18 protein-coding genes and 2 tRNA genes are annotated in these 18,265 nt (G+C 58.6%); 9 read left to right on the forward strand and 11 right to left on the reverse strand.

Annotated features, from left to right (window positions below):
- Positions 1-173: 173 nt before the first annotated feature.
- The 6 genes from AFE_RS10720 to rpsU all read right to left on the reverse strand — a co-directional run bounded on the left by AFE_RS10720 (position 174) and on the right by rpsU (position 7,056).
- Positions 174-250: transfer RNA gene (locus AFE_RS10720), tRNA-Ile, on the reverse strand.
- 56 nt (positions 251-306) lie between these two features.
- Complete coding sequence (gene rpoD / locus AFE_RS10725) at positions 307-2,181, reverse strand: RNA polymerase sigma factor RpoD (protein WP_012607388.1); 1,875 nt, start codon at positions 2,179-2,181, stop codon at positions 307-309.
- Between the two features lie 122 nt (positions 2,182-2,303).
- Positions 2,304-4,055, reverse strand: a complete 1,752-nt coding sequence (dnaG, locus tag AFE_RS10730; protein WP_012537130.1) for a DNA primase — start codon at positions 4,053-4,055, stop codon at positions 2,304-2,306.
- Positions 4,056-4,058: 3 nt separating this feature from the next.
- A complete protein-coding gene (locus AFE_RS10735) occupies positions 4,059-6,383 on the reverse strand; it encodes an endonuclease MutS2 (RefSeq protein ID WP_012537131.1) in 2,325 nt (774 codons plus the stop codon).
- 11 nt (positions 6,384-6,394) lie between these two features.
- Entirely contained in the window at positions 6,395-6,841 is a 447-nt protein-coding gene (locus tag AFE_RS10740; RefSeq protein WP_012537132.1) for a GatB/YqeY domain-containing protein, read from the reverse strand.
- A complete protein-coding gene (gene rpsU, locus AFE_RS10745; protein ID WP_009564692.1) occupies positions 6,841-7,056 on the reverse strand; it encodes a 30S ribosomal protein S21 in 216 nt (71 codons plus the stop codon). The genes AFE_RS10740 and rpsU overlap by 1 nt, the downstream gene beginning before the upstream one ends.
- Positions 7,057-7,344: 288 nt before the next feature.
- On the opposite strand from rpsU, the gene AFE_RS10750 reads away from it, so the two are divergent.
- Entirely contained in the window at positions 7,345-8,202 is an 858-nt protein-coding gene (locus AFE_RS10750) for a sigma-70 family RNA polymerase sigma factor (protein WP_012537133.1), read from the forward strand.
- Here AFE_RS10750 and rdgB read toward each other — a convergent pair.
- Together rdgB and rph are read right to left on the reverse strand one after the other, a co-directional pair.
- Complete coding sequence (gene rdgB / locus AFE_RS10755) at positions 8,169-8,792, reverse strand: RdgB/HAM1 family non-canonical purine NTP pyrophosphatase (RefSeq protein ID WP_012537134.1); 624 nt, start codon at positions 8,790-8,792, stop codon at positions 8,169-8,171. The two genes, AFE_RS10750 and rdgB, sit on opposite strands and share 34 nt — an antisense overlap.
- Positions 8,789-9,517 (reverse strand): ribonuclease PH, encoded by a 729-nt coding sequence (gene rph, locus AFE_RS10760; RefSeq protein WP_012537135.1) that lies wholly within the window; start codon positions 9,515-9,517, stop codon positions 8,789-8,791. The genes rdgB and rph overlap by 4 nt, the downstream gene beginning before the upstream one ends.
- Before the next feature lie 139 nt (positions 9,518-9,656).
- On the opposite strand from rph, the gene AFE_RS10765 reads away from it, so the two are divergent.
- Positions 9,657-10,151 (forward strand): Crp/Fnr family transcriptional regulator, encoded by a 495-nt coding sequence (locus tag AFE_RS10765; RefSeq protein ID WP_012537136.1) that lies wholly within the window; start codon positions 9,657-9,659, stop codon positions 10,149-10,151.
- Between the two features lie 26 nt (positions 10,152-10,177).
- On the opposite strand, the gene AFE_RS10770 is transcribed toward AFE_RS10765, so the two are convergent.
- Positions 10,178-10,735, reverse strand: coding sequence for an LON peptidase substrate-binding domain-containing protein (locus tag AFE_RS10770; protein WP_012537137.1), 558 nt, complete (start codon positions 10,733-10,735; stop codon positions 10,178-10,180).
- Between the two features lie 24 nt (positions 10,736-10,759).
- Here AFE_RS10770 and hemW point away from each other — a divergent pair, with 24 nt between their 5' ends.
- Positions 10,760-11,917 (forward strand): radical SAM family heme chaperone HemW, encoded by a 1,158-nt coding sequence (hemW, locus tag AFE_RS10775; protein WP_012537138.1) that lies wholly within the window; start codon positions 10,760-10,762, stop codon positions 11,915-11,917.
- A gap of 14 nt (positions 11,918-11,931) precedes the next feature.
- On the opposite strand, the gene AFE_RS10780 is transcribed toward hemW, so the two are convergent.
- The gene (locus AFE_RS10780) at positions 11,932-12,243 is read right to left on the reverse strand and encodes an encapsulin-associated ferritin-like protein (protein WP_009563737.1); all 312 of its coding nucleotides are present in this window, start codon (positions 12,241-12,243) and stop codon (positions 11,932-11,934) included.
- A 23-nt stretch (positions 12,244-12,266) separates the two neighbouring features.
- Between AFE_RS10780 and AFE_RS10785 the strand changes: the two genes are divergently transcribed.
- The 3 genes from AFE_RS10785 (at position 12,267) to AFE_RS10790 (ending at position 15,096) form a co-directional block, all read left to right on the forward strand.
- A complete protein-coding gene (locus AFE_RS10785; RefSeq protein ID WP_012607389.1) occupies positions 12,267-13,061 on the forward strand; it encodes a pseudouridine synthase in 795 nt (264 codons plus the stop codon).
- A 115-nt stretch (positions 13,062-13,176) separates the two neighbouring features.
- Entirely contained in the window at positions 13,177-13,335 is a 159-nt protein-coding gene (locus AFE_RS16540) for a hypothetical protein (protein WP_012537140.1), read from the forward strand.
- 225 nt (positions 13,336-13,560) lie between these two features.
- Complete coding sequence (locus tag AFE_RS10790) at positions 13,561-15,096, forward strand: DHA2 family efflux MFS transporter permease subunit (protein WP_012537141.1); 1,536 nt, start codon at positions 13,561-13,563, stop codon at positions 15,094-15,096.
- A gap of 9 nt (positions 15,097-15,105) precedes the next feature.
- On the opposite strand, the gene AFE_RS10795 is transcribed toward AFE_RS10790, so the two are convergent.
- Positions 15,106-16,059 (reverse strand): D-alanyl-D-alanine carboxypeptidase family protein, encoded by a 954-nt coding sequence (locus tag AFE_RS10795; RefSeq protein WP_012537142.1) that lies wholly within the window; start codon positions 16,057-16,059, stop codon positions 15,106-15,108.
- 167 nt (positions 16,060-16,226) lie between these two features.
- Here AFE_RS10795 and AFE_RS10800 point away from each other — a divergent pair, with 167 nt between their 5' ends.
- The 3 genes from AFE_RS10800 to AFE_RS10810 all read left to right on the forward strand — a co-directional run bounded on the left by AFE_RS10800 (position 16,227) and on the right by AFE_RS10810 (position 18,158).
- Positions 16,227-16,988: a sulfite exporter TauE/SafE family protein gene (locus AFE_RS10800; RefSeq protein WP_012607392.1), complete on the forward strand. Its 762-nt coding sequence runs from the start codon at positions 16,227-16,229 to the stop codon at positions 16,986-16,988.
- Positions 16,989-17,003: 15 nt separating this feature from the next.
- Complete coding sequence (locus tag AFE_RS10805; protein WP_012537144.1) at positions 17,004-18,011, forward strand: class I SAM-dependent methyltransferase; 1,008 nt, start codon at positions 17,004-17,006, stop codon at positions 18,009-18,011.
- Between the two features lie 71 nt (positions 18,012-18,082).
- Positions 18,083-18,158: transfer RNA gene (locus AFE_RS10810), tRNA-Ala, on the forward strand.
- Positions 18,159-18,265 lie beyond the last annotated feature (107 nt).

The raw sequence follows: 18,265 nt of genomic DNA on the forward strand, positions 1-18,265 counted from the left end.
ATGTGTCATGGGTGCTATGGCTGTCACCGTGACGGGTGTCACGGGTTGGACGGCCACCAGATCGGGGCCAGAGCCGGCGCCCAGCAAACGCTCAGAGCTATCAAATCCTTATCAAAACCGACTTATCAAGGCTTTTGTCATGCCGGGCGCAACGCCTAACATGTCGTTTTAATTGGTGGGCCCGCACGGACTCGAACCGTGGACCAAGGGATTATGAGTCCCCTGCTCTAACCAACTGAGCTACAGGCCCTGAAGAACGGCGTGGAATGCACTGATCCCACGCCTCATACCGCTAAAAAACATCCGTCACGATGGAATCGTCACTTCACCGTCCACAAAACTACGTAACCGCTCCGATCGAGAGGGATGACGCAGTTTGCGCAGCGCCTTGGCTTCAATCTGGCGGATACGCTCACGAGTAACGTCAAACTGCTTGCCGACCTCCTCCAGCGTGTGGTCGGTATTCATCCCGATGCCAAAACGCATACGCAACACCTTGGCTTCCCGCGCTGTCAGGCCATTATCAAGCAACTCCTCGACCACTTCGCGAATGGCGGCGTTAACGGCAGAATCCGCTGGCGCCGTCACATTCCGGTCTTCGATGAAGTCGCCCAGGTGCGAATCTTCATCGTCACCGATGGGCGTCTCCATGGAGATAGGCTCCTTGGCAATTTTGAGCACCTTGCGGATTTTATCCTCGGGCATTTCCATCCGTTCTGCCAACTCTTCAGGCGACGGTTCACGTCCCATTTCCTGGAGCATCTGGCGACTGATTCGATTGAGTTTGTTTATGGTTTCGATCATATGTACCGGGATACGAATGGTCCGCGCCTGATCCGCAATACTCCGCGTAATGGCCTGGCGTATCCACCAAGTCGCATAAGTAGAGAATTTGTAGCCACGTCGGTATTCGAACTTGTCCACCGCTTTCATCAGACCGATATTTCCTTCCTGAATCAGATCCAGGAACTGCAGGCCACGATTGGTATACTTCTTGGCGATAGAGATCACCAAACGCAGATTGGCCTCCACCATTTCCTTCTTGGCACGCCGCGCCTTGGCCTCACCAATGGACATCAGGCGACTGGCCTCTTTGATCTCGGCAATCGGCAAACCGGCACGCTTCTCAATATTCGCCAAGCGTTTCATGATCGCCACGATATCATCACGAAACTCAACCAAACGGGTACTATAGGCATGACCAGCGGCGATTTGCTGATCAATCCAGCCGATATCACCCTCATGACCGGGATAACTGCGCACAAATTCTTTGCGCGGGAAGCGCGCACGTTCAATGCACAGTTCCATCAACTCCCGTTCGCACTGACGCACCTCTTCCGTTAGCCCGCGCAGGGCGTCGGTCATGACGTCAATCTGACGACCGTTGAGTTTGATTTCCAGGAAACGTTCGGCGAGCTCCCGGCGCTGCCGCTGATAACTTTCACCATGCATCTCCCCCTCGGCATGGCTGGCCAGCAGCGCGGTATACGCAGCACGGATGACCGCAAAACGTTCCAGTGCATCTTCGAGCTGTGGCCCCTTGTCTACGACTTCGATATCACCGTCTTCGGATTCTTCCTCATCCTCATCGACGTCCAGATCGTCGCCTTCCACCAGCACGCTTTCTTCTGCCTCACTGACGGTTTCTGCATCCAGCGCGCTAAGATCAATAAAGGCGTCGACCACTTCATCCAGGCGCGTCTCGCCGCGCTCCACCCGAGCCGCGGCGTCCAGAAGAAGAGAGATGGTCGTCGGGCAGGTCGATACAGCGCGCAATACCTGCATCAGACCATCTTCGATACGCCGGGCAATTTCGATTTCGCCTTCACGCGTGAGCAGTTCCACGCTGCCCATCTCGCGCATGTACATGCGCACCGGATCACTGGTTCGCCCGATATCCGCCTCGACCACGGCCAGGGCTTCCTCTGCCGCTTCTTCCGCTTCCTGAGCGGCGACTACGGTACCACCTTCCCCATCCATCAGCAGGGTATCGTCGTCCGGAGCCTCCTCAAAGACTTCAATACCCATGTCATTGATCATGGAGATGACATTTTCCATCTGCTCGGGGTCGAAAACCTCTTCCGGCAAATGATCATTGATCTCGCGATAGGTCAGGTAGCCTTGCTCTTTACCACGCGCAATAAGCCGCTTCAGCTCAGACCGCTGAGATTCATTATCCACTACACTCTCACCGTCTCTCATAACCAACCTGCACTCGCGGAAAGCCGCGCATTATATAGGAAAAACCACACGCATGGAAAGGTGCCCCGTCACAGAACTGCACCCTCAGCCCATTTTTCATTTCATTCCGATCCAACGCCGTTGCGCCTGTCGCGCCGGGACAAACGCACTACTTCAGCCCTCTCCTGCTCGGAGAGCGCACTCAAACCACCCTGATCTGCGGCCCGGCTGATAAAGTGACTGCGCGCCGCAGCAAGGCGCTGATTCACTCGCGCCACACAACCGGAAATTTCAAGCCGCATCAGCACCTGTCCTTCCTCGTCGCCAGAGTCGCTCATCACCAGCGCGTAGCATGCCTCCGCATGTTTCAGTACCGACAGTTTTGCGAATAGTTCGTGAGAACTTAGATGGGTCATGTTGGCCAAGATATCAAGGGCCTCTGCCAGAATTTCAGCCATGGGATCACGGTCGAAGAGGAAAGGCAGCAAATCACGGTCCAACGCCTGCCAGGCAGGGTCTTCGGGAAAATTCAGCAATAGTCGCAAAGCCGTTTTAAAAAGGGATCGTCCTCCGGCAGCGGAGAATGTCGCTTTACGCGGTGCGCGCGATGTCGCGCGCCGGGCGACGGGTGCCAATCCGCAAAGCGTCTGCACCCGTTGTTCATAAACCTCCCGTAACACCGGATCGCTCACCCGTTTCAGAAAATCGCGTGCCGCATGCAGAAAAAGTGCCTTCTCATCTTCTGCGGCGAGGTTGTGTCGGCGTTGCAACTCCTCCAGAAAAAAATCGATGGCTGGACGCGCGGTCGGGAGCATTGATTCAAACACCGCGCCTCCCTGTTCGCGCACCAACGAGTCTGGGTCCTGGCCATCCGGCAGGAACAGCAACCGTAGCAGACGCCCCGCGCGCAGATGCTCCGGCGCCGTCTGCACGGCCCGCCAGGCCGCATTACGTCCGGCGGTATCGCCATCGAAACAGAGTAGCACCTCGTGCGCTGCCCGGAAGAGCATTTCCATCTGGCTGTCCCCCAAGGCCGTCCCGCTCGCCGCGACGGCGTAGTCGATGCCAGCCTGGTGCAGGGTAATGACATCCAGATACCCTTCCACCAGCAGCACCCGCCCTGCTCGGCGCATCCCCTCCCTGGCTTGGTGCAGACCATAGAGCACCCGCCCCTTGTGGTAGAGCGCACTTTCCGGCGAGTTGAGGTATTTGGGTTCATGACCATCGAGACTGCGGCCGCCCAATCCCACCGCCTGTCCTCGTCCGTCGCGGATCGGAAAAATCACTCGCCCGCGAAAACGGTCGTAGACCGATCCGTCTTCACGGCCGCTCACCAGGCCCGCGCCCAGCAACTGCTGGCGCAATGACGGTTCCCTGCCCAGTTTCTGGCTCAGAAACCCGGCTGCAGACGGTGCGTACCCCAGCTCGAAGCGCCCAATGATCTCCTCGCTCAAACCCCTTCCACGCAGATACTCCTGCGCCGGCGGGTGCTCTGCGAGGGCAGATCGGTAAACGCCAATGGCTTTTTCGAGAATCGCCCGCAGCGGCCGAAGACTTTCCTGCTCTCCGGCAGGGCCGTCTTCCGGCAGGGCGACACCGACTTCGTCAGCGAGTGTCTTCACCGCCTCCGGAAAAGACAGCCGATCATGGGCCATCAAGAATCCGATGGCATTCCCATGGGCGTGACAGCCAAAGCAGTAATAAATCTGTTTGTCGGCACTGACCGAGAAAGACGGGCTCTTTTCCTGATGAAAGGGGCAGCAGGCCCAGAAATCCCGGCCTTTTTTCTTCAGCGGTACGCGGCTATCGATGAGACGCACCAGATCACAGTGCTCCAGCAGGGCGTCAATGAATGCGGGAGAAAAGTTGGCCATGGCTCAGCGTAACTCCAACTCGCTGACGCCGCCACCGCCATGCTCTGGCCGCGCCATACGCCACTGGCTGACCCGAGGGTCTTGCCCGGCAAACTCGCGCACCATTTCTGCGAGCACCCCGTTGCCCTTACCATGCAGGATCTGGACCTGTCGACGACCGGCGGCTACGGCGCCATCCACATGACGACGCAGCGCCGCCAGGGCGTCTTCCCGAAGCTGTCCGCGCAAATCCAGACGCCAGGGATGATCGTCGGGGGTGGCATACTGGGTGCTGCCTGCTTCTTTTGGGATCTGCAGCGCGGCGTCCACGGCAAATTGTGCGGCGGGCACCCACAACTGCTTGCCCCGTAATTGAATCTGCACCCTGTGTTGTGCGGGATCCGCACGCAGCACTTGGGTCACCTGCCGGAGTGGCAGGAACAGACCCCTGGTCCCCACCGCGGGCAGGCTGTCCACTTGCTGCTCCTCCGCCCGGAAGGGGACTTCCAGACGTTGCAAAGCCGCCGTTGCCGCCTGGGTATCCCTCCCGGACTTGAGCGCGGCAATGGCTTGCCGCACCTGCTGGCGCGCCGTTGCCAGTATATCTTCCCATTCGGCGCGGGCGGCGGCGGCGGCTTTGTCACGCTCCTGCCTCGCTGCTTCCAGTTCGCGTTCCAGGCTGCGGGCCACACTGGTGGCTTCGTCACGCGCCAGTACGGCCTCATCCATAGCCTGCCGGGCGGCCTGCAATAGGGTTTCCCGTTGCGCTTCCCAACGTTCCCAGTTCTCGCGGTCATCGGCATAGAGTGCCTCGGCGCGGTTCATCAGTGGTGCAGGCATCCCCACGCGCCGGGCGATGACCAGACCCTGGCTCGCGCCGCCTACACCCCAAAGCAGACGGTAGGTGGGTTTCAAAGACTCTGCATCAAAGCCCATACCCGCCAGGGCTACACCCGCATGGCTCAGGGCATAACGCTTCATCACTTCCAGATGGCTCGTGAGCAGTGTGCAGCATTCGGCCGCCAGCAAGGCCTCTGCGACCGCCTGAGCCAGCGCGCCCCCTTCCCGCGGGTCGGTGCCATTGCCCAGTTCGTCGAGAAGCACGAGACTGTGGGCGTCGGCATGCTCCAGCACTTCCCGAAGACGCTGTACCTGCGCCGAAAAAGTGGAAAGATCCGTGTGGATATCCTGGGCGTCGCCGATGACCGCAAAGCACTTCGGGAAATAACCCAATGTACCTTCCGCAGTTACCGGCAATCCCATGTAGGCCATCAGATGATTGAGTCCGAGTGCTTTCAGGATAGCCGTCTTGCCGCCGGTATTGGGGCCGGTAATGACCAGTTGCTGCGCGTCCGCCCCGAGACGCAGGGCGTTACCCACGACCTGCCCCGGATGGCGCAGACAAAGCAGCGGATGACGCAGGGCCCGCAGATCAAATGCCGCAGCCGCATCGACCTTGGGCAAAATCCCGCCACAGGCATCCCCCAGTTCCAGTCCCGCCCGTACCGCATCCAGCCGGCCAATATGCCGCAGGGCGGCGACGATGCCCGGCACTTCCAGCCCTACCGCTGCGCTCAGGGCACGAAGAATGCGCTCCTGCTCCTGAATTTCGGCACGCCGGTCCTGGACCAGTTGATTATTCAGATCGACGGCCGCCAGCGGCTCCACAAAAAGAGTCTCACCACTTGCCGACCGGTCATGGACGATCGCCTTGATACGCCCTTTATGGCTAGCTTTGAGCGGGAGTACGTAACGCTCATTACGCTGCACGATGACCTGATCCTGCCAGTATTCCTGCCAGTCTCGATTACGCAGAAAGCCCTGCAGAAAACGCTGCAATTCGTTGCGGCTGATTCGCAAGCGCTGGCGCAGGAGGGCGAGATCCGCACTCGCCGTATCCAGGAGCTCACCCTCCTCATCCAACGCCACGCCGAGACGGCGCAACAAGGTCACCGGGGGATCAAGCTCGCCTGCCAGCCCGGTCAAGGCATCCCGAGTCTCGCGCAAAGCTGCGGCATAGCCCTTCTGCGCCGTCAGCACATCGAGCACCGCGCGCAAATCTCTCCCGCTGAGCACGGCACCAGGGCGCTGTGCCAGAACCAGCAGAGCATCGATATCGGGGAGATCAGAAACGGGAAGAAGAAAACCGGCGGAAAACCGCTGCGACAACCAGGCCAACCAATTCAAACGATCATGGATTTCCGCAAGCGGCACCCAGGGGGTAGTCGCCGCAACATGTCTGCGGCCATAGATGTGGCCACAATGCTGTGACCACGCGCTCTGCACATCACTGGCATCCAGAGCCCGCCAGAAGCTGTCCTGCCAAGGAGCAACCCCGGCCACAGCCATGCCCCCGCCCATCAACTGCCGAGGCGGGCCTTCACTTTATCCGCCACCACGGCCATATCCGCACGCCCCTGCATCTGCGGGCGCAGAAAGGTAAGTACCTTACCCATATCTTTAGGTCCGCTGGCCGCCACCGCTGTCATCGCCTCGCTGATCAGCCCGTCAATCTCGCCGGGTGACAGCGCCTCCGGCAGATAAACTGCGAGAAAAGAAATTTCTGATTCTTCCTTTTCGGCAAGGTCCGGACGCCCACCGGCAATAAACTGACTGGCAGAATCTTTGCGCTGCTTGATCAGCTTGTCCACGATGCGCAACGCTTCAGCATCATCAAGCTCGCGGCGCTCGTCAATTTCCCGCTGTTTGATTGCCGCCAGGAGCATACGAATAGTCCCAAGACGCTCGGCTTCCCGGGCGCGCATGGCAGACTTCATATCCTCCTGGATGCGCTCACGTAGTGTCATCAGTAGAGCCGGACCAGACGCATGGACTGACGACGCATGCGCTTCAACGCCCGCTTGCGGGCAGCAGCGGCCTTACGCTTGCGCTCTTCCGTGGGCTTTTCGTAGAATTCGCGACGCCTTACCTCGGTAAGGACTCCTGCCTTTTCGCAGGAACGTTTGAAACGCCGCAACGCGACTTCGAAAGGCTCATTTTCTTTGACACGAACAGTTGGCATAGAAGGATTCCGACCTCTTTGGATAAGGGTAGCGAGAAAGGGGCCGATTATAGGCGGATCAACGATCCGAGTCAAAAGCCCCCTGGCCGCCTGCCACCATAACTCCGCCAGGGTCGGCACCCATCGGACGACCAGCACCGCTGTTGCTAAAACCGCAAAACATTCGTTGCCAGCCCTTGACAGCCTGATCAAAAAGAATCCTAATATACGAGTGGTTAAAGTGCTTTTAAAATATAAAATTAGGCGACAATGTTACAACGCCTTGTGATCAGGATCGGGGAGGTCGTGATGCACACTGAAGCCAGAGAGTTAGCGGGGTCAGATATTCCGGAGATGGGTCCGGTCACCGATCCGCCGCCTCTGAGTGATTTCGTGGACGACGAAAATGGCGGGCCGTTTCTCAGCCAGAAGCAGGAGCTGCAACTCATCCGGCGCTTGCGTCGGGGTGACGAGTGCGCCCGCGCCACACTGATCTCCGCGCACATGCCGTTGGTGCGGGCGGTCGCCAGGGGTTATCGCAATAAAGGACTCAGTCAGGAAGACCTCCTTCAGGAGGGTTACATGGGTCTACTGCGTGCCGTCGACCGCTTTCAGGAAGGCCTCGGCACACGTTTCTCCAGTTATGCGACCTGGTGGATCCGGGAGGCTATGCAGCGGGCGCTCATCCGTTCCCGCTTCATCCGCCTGCCCGATTACCTTGCCAAGTCCCTGCACGCTTATATGCAGAGCGGGGCGGAGGAAGACAGCGACGCCGGTGTGCGCAGGGAGCAGCGGCGTGAAGCCCTAGGGGTGCGCGAGAGCACCATGCGCGCCCTGGATTTCGCCGATATCCGCGTCTTCTCGCTCGACGAGGAAATATCCGACGGACCGGGCCGCATCGAACAGGTGACCGGCGACGTTGCCAGTCCGGACAGCGACTATGACCGTGATGCCATCTGCAAGGCACTGCGGGAGCATCTGACCGAACTCAATGAAAAACAGCGGGAGGTCATGGTCTTTCGCTACGGCATGCATGGTGACGCGCCCATGACCCTGGAAGCCGTCGCCGAGCGTATGGGCGTCAGTCGCGAGGCGGTAAGACAGTTGCAGGTGCGGGCACTGACCCGTCTGCGTCAGTCGTTGAGCGAGAGCGGCTGGGGTTGCTGACGCTCCGCCAGCAACCCCAGCAACCTGCGTAAGGCCGCCGCTCTGTGGCTGTGTTCGTTTTTTTTCTTCAGGCTCCACTGTGCCGCGCTGCCAGATCCATGCGTGGGCCAAAACAGGGGATCGTAGCCAAACCCCCCGTCGCCGGCAGGACGCTCACCAATAGTCCCTCTCCAAAAGCCTTGGGCTACCAGTGGCGAAGGGTCGGTGGCAAATTCCAGAAAAACCATGCAAGCCACGTAATAGGCAGCACGGGCTTCCCCCCGCGCCTCGGCCAGCATGCTCAGCAACTTCGCGTTATTGGCTGCATCGCTGGCGTCCGGGCCGGCATAACGCGCGGAGTAAATGCCGGGTGCTCCCTGGAGATAGGGCACACAAAGCCCGGAATCTTCGGCGAGCGCCGCCATACCACTTTGCGAGGCGGCATGGCGTGCCTTGAGCAATGCATTTTCCACAAAGGTGGTGCCTGTTTCTTCCATACCGGCGATGCCCAGTTCCGTCTGGCCGACGAGCGCGAAGCCACGGGCGGCAAGCAGCGGTTGCAACTCACGCAACTTGCCTGCATTACTCGTGGCCAGCAACAAGGGCGTCATGAACGGGCTTCCGGACACTCCTGATGCTGACGGGCCACCAATTCGGCGATCCCCTTGCGCGCCAGAGCCAGCATTTCAGCCATCTGTTCCGCACTGAACACCGCGCCCTCCGCAGTTCCCTGTACTTCCACAAAGGCGCCGGCGCCGGTCATCACCACATTCATATCCACATCGGCATTGCTGTCTTCGGCATAGTCGAGATCCAGCACCGCCTGCCCCTGATAAACACCTACCGAGACGGCGGCCACCCAGTCCCGCAGAGGATTATTCCGAAGCTGTCCCACAGTACGCAGATGCTGGACGGCATCGGCTACCGCCAGACAAGCGCCGGTAATGCTGGCGGTACGGGTTCCGCCATCGGCCTGAAGCACATCACAATCCACCCAGATAGTGCGTTCGCCCAAAGCTTGCAGATCCACGGCGGCGCGCAGACTGCGCCCGATAAGACGTTGGATTTCATGGGTGCGCCCGCCGATACGACCTTTGGCGGACTCCCGTGCCACCCGCTCCCGGGTGGCACGGGGCAACATACTGTATTCCGCCGTCACCCACCCCTTGCCCGCGCCGCGCAGGAAGGGCGGTACCTTTTCTTCGACGCTGGCGGTGCATAGCACCTTGGTATCGCCGCAGGCTATCAGCACCGAACCTTCAGCATGCTTGGTAAAATTTCTGGTAACTTGTACCGGACGCAAGGCGTCTGCATTTCTTCCGCTAGGACGTATCATGGGAATACTCGTTGTAGGTGGTGGAGCATTGTATCGTGAGGAGATGGGAAGATTCAAAATGCGGCGCTGAGCAGCACTGTCCCTCATCCCTCTTCCCCCCCTATAATAATAAAAAGTCCGCTTCTCAGAGGAACAAACCATGCCCGGCATTGACCACATAGAAATCGCCCAGTTTCTCAAACAACATCATCTGGCCCAGTCTCTGACCATCAGCGAAATCCAGACCCTCGCAGAATACGTCACCCACGCCCAATTTCATCTGGATCAGGTGATTGCCGAATGGGGCTCTCTGGGAGAGGCCCTGTTCTTCTGCGTCAAGGGTGAAATGGCCATCGTTCACCACACAGCCGACGGCGACGAAGTAGAAGTGGTCCGGGTGCATGACGGAGAAATGGCCGGAGAGATGTCCTTTTTTGACCGTCAGCCACGTAGCGCCCGAATCATTGCCAAAAGCGAAGATACCCAGGTGCTGGTCCTGACCCGCGCCCGGTATCAGCGCCTGAAGGTGGAAAAACCGTATATCACCGTGAATATTCTGGAGCAGGCCATCATCAGCCTGGACCATTTGTTCCGCAATCTTTCTCAGGGCTACACGGACTTCTCTACCTATATTTATGGCAAGGGCAAGCGCTAGATTTTGTCGCCGCCCGGAGTTTTTCCTTACGCTCCGCCGCGTTGGCTGAGCAACTCCGCAATCCGGCGCAAACGCTCCAGAGGATCCTGAAGAACCAGCAACTGCTGCTTTTCTTCGGGGGAGGCGGGCAGCGCCTGCGCCAGGACCATTCCGGCACTACTGGCGTCTATTCCGGCGGCAGGCACCTTGCCGATCAAATCCTCAAGAATGGCGTGCAACGGCTGGCTTTCCCGACCCATTGGCACGATGGGCTCTTCGGCCCAGGGATGGATAGAGGCCATCGCCAGCTGTCCCTCATAACGCCAGTCCTGAATGGTGAAACGTTTCTGGCCGCGCACCTGAATCTGGAGAATGCCGGCCTCTCCCCCCCAGTCCACAATGCGTGCCAGGGTACCCACCAATTCCGGCTCGGCGTGGCCATCGCCCCGGGGGTGGCTAAGGCAAATGCCAAAATCCCGACCCTGCCGCAGTGAGGCGCTGATCATGTCCAGATAACGCGGCTCAAAAATACGCAGCCCTAATAAAGCCTTGGGGAAAAGTACCGTTCGGAGTAAAAATAGGGGCGTCCAGTCCGTATCCGTCACCTGTCACACCTCTCGCGAGTACCCATGAACCCCACCCTGAAACCACCGTCGTCGTATTCGCTCTACGTGCATCTGCCTTGGTGCAAGGCCAAGTGCCCCTATTGCGATTTCAATTCCCATGCAGCCGACCGCATCCCGGCAGAACGTTATCTGGATGCATTGATCGCCGATCTGGACCGCGAACTGCCGCGCATCTGGGGACGCAGTGTGCGGACTGTTTTTATCGGTGGCGGCACCCCCAGCCTCTTCCCGCCAGAAATCATCGACCGCCTGATCTCCACGATCCGCGCCCGCCTGCGGCCGCACTCCCGTATGGAAATCACCCTGGAGGCCAATCCGGGAGCGATAGAGGCGGCCTATTTCCGCGCCTTCCGGGAGGTGGGCATCACCCGACTCTCCTTAGGCATCCAGTCTTTCAACGACGATTCTCTGCAACGCCTCGGGCGTATCCATGATGCCGCCGCAGCCCACCGGGCCGTGGAACTCGCCATCGCGGCTGAATTCGAGAGCTATAATCTCGATCTCATCTTTGCCCTGCCGGGGCAGGATCTCGCCGCAGCGCGGGCCGATCTGCGCACGGCGTTGGAGTATGCACCCCCTCATCTGTCCCTCTATCAACTCACGCTGGAAGCCGGAACCCCATTCTCGACCCATCCACCCGCCGATCTGCCGGACAGCGACCAAGCCGCCGACATGGAAGATATCCTGCGCCGGCAACTCCAGGAGGCCGGCATGGAGCGCTACGAAATATCCGCCCATGCCCGGCCCGGTCATCGCTGCCAGCACAACCGCAACTACTGGCTTTATGGTGACTATATCGGCATCGGCGCCGGAGCGCACGGCAAAATCACCCTTCCCGAAGGCATCTGGCGCAGCCGCAAACCCAGCCGCCCCGAAAGTTATATGGACGATGCGCTCAGTGTTCTCGACATCCTCGGCGACCGGGAGCCGATTTTACCCGCCGACAGGCCCTTCGAGTTCATGCTCAACGCGTTGCGCCTGACCGACGGCTTCCCGGTGGCGCTCTTCCCTGAGCGGACCGGCCTGTCTTTGCAGATCATTCAACCGCAGCTCCGCCAAGCCGAACGCGACGGGCTGGTGATCATGGAAGATGGCATCCTGCGACCCACCGCGCTCGGGCTCAACTTCTATAATGACCTCTGCGTGCGTTTCGTACCGTGATAACGGCACCTCACTCAGTCCCGTCCTACCATCCTGGCTTCGTGGCCGGCGATCGAGCCTTCGCTGAACAGATACGCATGCAATTCCTTATCCAGACGCGGCATTTTGCGGCGCAGCCACTCGAGGATCATAGCAGCATGTTCAATTTCTTCATCTCGGTTGTGTTCCAGCACCTGCCTGAGAATAGGATCGGTGCAGGCATCCGCGCGCTGCTGGTACCAGTCAACCGCCTCAAACTCCTCCATGAGCGAAGAAATGGCTCGGTGGATATCTATGGTTTCCGGAGACAGAGACTCGGGGGATTCATGCAACGCTTCGTGTGCCATGATCGACTCCTTTGGGCAGTCTGGTGAAACATCCTTCAGATCATAGTCCAAAGTTTGGCCAAGACCAAAGTGCCCCCCGCTTTGGGCTTGCCCGCATCCTCTCCAAAGCGGGGCTGTGCTCCCGGACCGTTGCGGTGGAATGGATTCGTGCCGGGCGGGTAGAGGTAGACGGTCGCCGGATCCTCGATCCCGAGGCACGCTTCCCCCTGTCCGGCCCCGGTATCCGGATCGATGGTCTCGACATCACCGCCAGCACCCGCCAGGTTTTGCTGTTACATAAACCCCGCGGCGTTCTTACTACTCGTCAGGATGAAAGAGGACGTGCCACCGTATACGACCTGCTGCCCGGGAGTCCATGGCTGGCCCCCGTCGGACGCCTGGATCAGGCCAGCTCCGGCCTGCTGCTTTTCAGCAACGATCCACACTGGGCGCAACGACTGCTGGATCCGGATCAGCATGTGGCCAAGACCTATCATGTGCAGATTCGCCCGCCCCTCTCCACCGACACCGTAGTCCAACTCGCGGCTGACTCCGTGCTCGACGGCGAACCGTGCTTACCGATGCAGATCAGGGAGTTACGCTGCGGCGGCAAAACCCAATGGCTGGAGTTTATTTTGCAGGAAGGGCGCAATCGCCAGATTCGGCGCCTCCTTGCCGCCTGTGATAGGGAAGTGTTGCGACTGATTCGCGTAGCGGTGGGAAATCTGCCTCTCGGCGAACTGCGGGCCGGTGAATGGCGCTGGTTGCATAGTGGTGAGGAAGAGCTGCTACGTCAGACGCCCACGCCCGGTGATATCCCCTGCCTACCGTCAGAATGATCCTAACCGAATCTTATGCCGCAGAGGCCTACCTATATTAGATATCTATGACATTTACATATCAATAGAATTAATGTATGTTAGTTATGTCTTATTTACTGATGAGGATGATGCTATGGAACAGGAAATGGAACAGGAATTCGAGCTCATCTCCCTAATTTATCAGCTGGAAGAAGCAGGATACTGCTTTGCTGATGTCTCGGATGAGCAACTTCAACAAGCGTTTTCAGACGGCCGGGACCTGCGGGATCTAGCCGTCTTGCGTTCTGCCTGAGCGCCTACTGTCTGACCTCTGACCGGCCGGCCTACGGGTCGGCTTTTTTATGACGACCAGGCGGAGTCTCACACGATGAAGCCGCAGGTCTTGCCAGACCGTGGCACCCACCTTATAGTGACCGAACGGTCGGTATCCGGGCGGGCGCATTCGTCGGACCGGCGTCGGTGTGCGCAAAGCGGATCGGTACTTGCAGGACCATCCGCCCCAGAGAGGAGCCCATCCGTGGCGCAAGAGAGCCCGGCTTCACGTCTTACCATTACGGTCGCGGTCATGCTGGCGGTAGTCATGCAGGTGCTAGACCTGACCATTGTCAACGTGGCGTTGACCTACATGCGCGGCTCCCTGCATGCCAACAGCGATCAGATCACCTGGGTGCTCACCAGTTACATGGTCGCCAATGTGATCATCCTGCCCCTTACCGGGTTACTGGTGGAACGCTATGGTCAACGCACCATCATGCTTTGGAGTGTGGTCGGCTTTGTGATTTCTTCCGTGCTCTGCGGGCAATCCCATAGTCTGGTGGAAATCGTGCTCTGGCGTTTTCTGCAAGGCATTTTTGGTGCTTCTCTGGCCCCCGTAGGGCAAACCATCATGCTCGGCGCCTACCCGTCCGACAAGCGTGGTCAGGCTATGGCCATTCTCGGCATGGGCATCATGCTGGGTCCGATCCTGGGCCCTACCCTGGGTGGCTATCTGACGGACACGCTCAGTTGGCGCTGGGTGTTCTATGTGAATATTCCCTTTGGTATCCTCGCGTTCCTGCTCATGCGGACCATTCCCGACGGCGGCAAGAGCACCACTCCCCGTCCAGTGGACTGGACAGGCTTCACGCTGATGGCCGTAGGGCTGGGCAGCCTGCAAGGCATGCTGAGCCTCGGTGATCAGGATAACTGGTTCAGTTCGCGAACCATCATCATCCTGACCATCTGCGCCATTTTGGGTATGCTTTTTTTCGTCTGGCGCTCTCTGAGCACACCCTATCCCGTAGTGGACTTGCGTCTGCTCAAAGACCGGAATCTGTCCATCGGTAGCATGGGGATCGGCATATTCGGTCTCGCCCTCTTCGGAACCATGGTGATTCTGCCTATCATGCTGGAGGGTCTGATGCGCTATGAGGCATTTACTGCGGGACTGGTGATGGCACCGCAGGGTATCGGTGCCATGATCGCCATGATGTTCGCGGGGCGCATGCTGGGACGTGGCGTCAATCCACGCAATATCGTGTTGGTGGGCATCGTTTTCGGAGCATTCGGCACTTATCTCACCACCCTCTATAATCTGGATATCAGCATGGCCTGGGTAATCTGGCCCAGTTTCATTCGCGGTATCGGTTTTGGCCTGGTGACAATCCCGCTCTTCACCCTGGCTTTTACGACCCTCGAAAAAGCCCAACAGGCGGAGGGCTCGGGCATTTTCAACCTGATGCGGACCTTGGGCGGAAGCATCGGTATCGCCATCGTTTCGACGGTGATGACTCAGGAAACGCAGGTGGGCTGGAATCAAATGGGAGGGCTCATCAACCCGTTCAATCCCGCTTTTCACCGGTATCTTACGGCAGCAGGCCTGACTCCGGGGCCGACGACTTGGCATCTGCTGGGTAACGTCATCGTTTATGACCAAGCGAACATGCGCGGAACGCTGGACGCCTTTATGCTGGTTTTTTATGGCTTTCTGGTTTTGATTCCGCTGATCATGTTCCTGAAGAGGCCACCCGGCAGCTCAGCAGGAGTGACACAGGTAACGCACTTCGGCGAATGAAGGTCGGGTTCACCGGGCGGAGGTTCGCTCCAGATGCGGTACCGAAGGCAGCCACAGGGTGCGGGCGAAGCCCCAGTCCAGTAACTTGAGGCTCTGCCAGGAAGCCCGCCAGAACCCGCGACCTTCGTCACGGAAAGATGGTACGCCGAGAATCACCGCGATCAGGCTGATACCATTCTGCGTGCCCGTAGCGACAAGGCAATGCCCCGCAGCGTCGGTATAGCCACTTTTCATGCCGGTGATAAAGGGCACACGTCCCACCAGCAAATTGGGATTGGGACTGGTAATACCCGCGTAGGTGAAGTTTTCGTGCCTGAAAAAAGGCATGAACTGCGGAAACTGGGTCATGAGCGTGCGGGTGAGGACGGCCACATCGTAAGGACTGGCCATGTTGTTGGGATGTGGCAACCCATCGGGATCATAGAAGGTGGTGGAAAGCATCCCAATCTTGCGCGCCGTCCGGTTCATCTCGGCAACAAAGGCAGGTACGCTGCCAGCTACCAGATGCGCCGTCTCCACGGCGGCGTCGTTGCCAGACGGAACAGTCATCCCAAGGATCAGTTGTGCAATGGTAAAAGGCATGCCAGGATGCATAAACATGCTGGACCCCCCCGTCTGCAGCGCCGCCCGGCAGGGCACAAAGTGCTGGTTCAACTGCAGATGGCCGCTGTCGATATCCTTGAAGAGCAGATACAACGTCATCAGCTTGGTAATGCTGGCGATGGCGTAGGGCCGATAGGCATTTTTGGTGGCGATGATCGCGCCGGTATCGGCATTCATCAAGATATAGGCACGCGCATCTATGGGTGGAAGGCCGCTGGTCTCGGCCTCAGCGCGCGGTATGCAAAATAGAAAAATCGCCACTAACGAAAGCCAGGAAAAGAGCCACCACCCTGTGGAAGGGAAATATTTTACCGTCGAGGGTCCAAAATCTGTGTCGGGTACAGGAATGGAGGCCAGCATGGGAACACCTCGCCGCATCGGCTATATCAGGTTCAAGTAATTTCTCAGGATACCTTGATATTAGGCTATTTTTTCACGGTTGCCTATAGACCAACGCTCGACTCGGATGAATCAATCCTACCAGCCCCATATGGAAGGTCATCCACAAACCATATAGACTGGTCGGTATGATAATGCATGCCTCTCTGTCCTACGCCACGCTGATCCAAAATCCATTGCTCTGGGCCATCGCGGGGGTGATCATTCTGGTCGCCTTTTATGTCCGCGCAGTGATCGGCTTTGGCTCCGGATTGATTTCCGTGGCGCTGCTGACGCTTATTTTCCCCATCAAAGAAGTAGTGCCCGTGGTGCTGCTGCTGGATCTGCTCGGTTCCGTATTGCTCGGCGCCTATGACTTCCGGGAAATGCGCTGGCCGGAGTTGCGCTGGCTGATTCCCGGCAGCCTGATCGGGCTGGCTTTCGGCTCCTTTATCCTCGCCGATACCAATGCCCAGAATCTTACTCGCTTTCTCGGCGTGTTCATTCTCGCCTATGTCTGTTATGCGCTGCTCATGAAGCCTGAGCGACTACCCCAGGTCGCCTTGCCCTGGGGAATGCCGCTGGGAATTTTCGGTGGGGTGGTGGGCAGTTTGTATGGCGGCGGAGGTCCGCCCATTGTCGCCTATCTGCAAATGCGTCATCTCGACAAGCGCGCCTTTCGCGCCACGTTTCAAGGTATCGCCCTTACGGACAATATTCTGCGGGCCTTTATGTACATAGCGCTGGCCCTGCTGACCTGGCAACTGACGGTGGGTTTTTTCCTGCTGATTCCACCGGTGCTGCTCGGTCTGTGGACAGGTAATCGCTTACATCTGCGCATCAATCAAAGGACTTTTCTCATGGGGACCCTCGCAGTACTCGCAGTGGTCGGTTTGAAATATCTCATCTGAACGAGGGAGTGTGACATGGCGTTACGCAGCATGGATGAACTTCGGCAACAGGCTCAGGGTGCATTATCCCTGAACATCGCTTTCATTGGCGTCGTCAACGGGCTTTTTAGCACCCTCCATGCTCTGGGCAACGCCGATAGCGCAGCGCTGGCGGCCGCTACCGGGATGGATACCGGCTACGTGCTGCGCTGGTGTGATGCGGCCTATGCCTTTGGCTGGCTGGAACTGACTGACAATGAGCAATGGCGGCTGAGTGAGGATGGCGACCGCATGCGCCCGGAAGCCGAAAACAGCCGTGTTGGCGTAGCGGTGGGTGCCGTACTTTCTGCACACATGGCGGAGCGGGCGGCGGGTCTCATGCGCACGGGGGAGCGTCCCGGTGAAAAGGTGCTGGCCGAACGCGAAACTATTCTGCCTTGGTTCGGGCTGATGCTGGAGAACAATTTTCGCAAGACGTTCGAGGAGAAAATCTGCCCGACCGTCCCCATCTTTGCCGAAGTCGATGCACGCGGTGGGCTGGCAGTGGACCTGGGATGCGGCAATGGCTGGTATTTGCGGGCCCTCGCCGCACGCTGCGGACATCTGCACGGTCTGGGGCTGGATGGTTTCGCCGAAAACATCCGCCAAGCTACGGAAAAAGCCCAAAGCGAGGGTATTGCAGATCGCCTGCATTTTGATGAAGGTGATATCCATCAGTTTTCCCTGCCTGAGCCCGCCGACCTCATCGCCATGAATCGGTCCCTGCATCATGTCTGGGAAAACCGTGGTGAGATTTTTCAGCGACTGCACGCCAGCCTGAAACCCGAAGGCGCCATCGTCATCTGGGAGCCGGCCTGGCCCGACGATCACCGCGTCCTGCGTGAGCCGCCGTTACGCGGCATGGCCTTTCAAAATCTGACCGAGCATGTGCAGGGCAACCATTTTTTGCATCCGGAGGAAATTGCCACAGCCCTCAGCGAGGCCGGCCTCCATCCGGAGATTTTCCCCTTCGGCAGCGATGTCGTGGTGGTGGGCCGGGTGTAAGGCCTCGCATTTCCAGCACCGTGTTCCGCCCATTGCATTACGGGGGAGTTGCCTTTATCCTACGCGGCAATGGGGCGGTAGCTCAGCTGGGAGAGCGTCGCGTTCGCAATGCGAAGGTCGGGAGTTCGATCCTCCTCCGCTCCACCAAATAAAACAATGGCCTAGGTGATAAACCCAGGCCATTTTTCTTGCTAAACCACCTGTCGCGGTAAATATGCGCCACTAGCGATACTAATCTCGCGGCAATGCGGGGT

This window comes from Acidithiobacillus ferrooxidans ATCC 23270 (assembly GCF_000021485.1).
In the GTDB taxonomy this organism is placed as follows: domain Bacteria; phylum Pseudomonadota; class Gammaproteobacteria; order Acidithiobacillales; family Acidithiobacillaceae; genus Acidithiobacillus; species Acidithiobacillus ferrooxidans.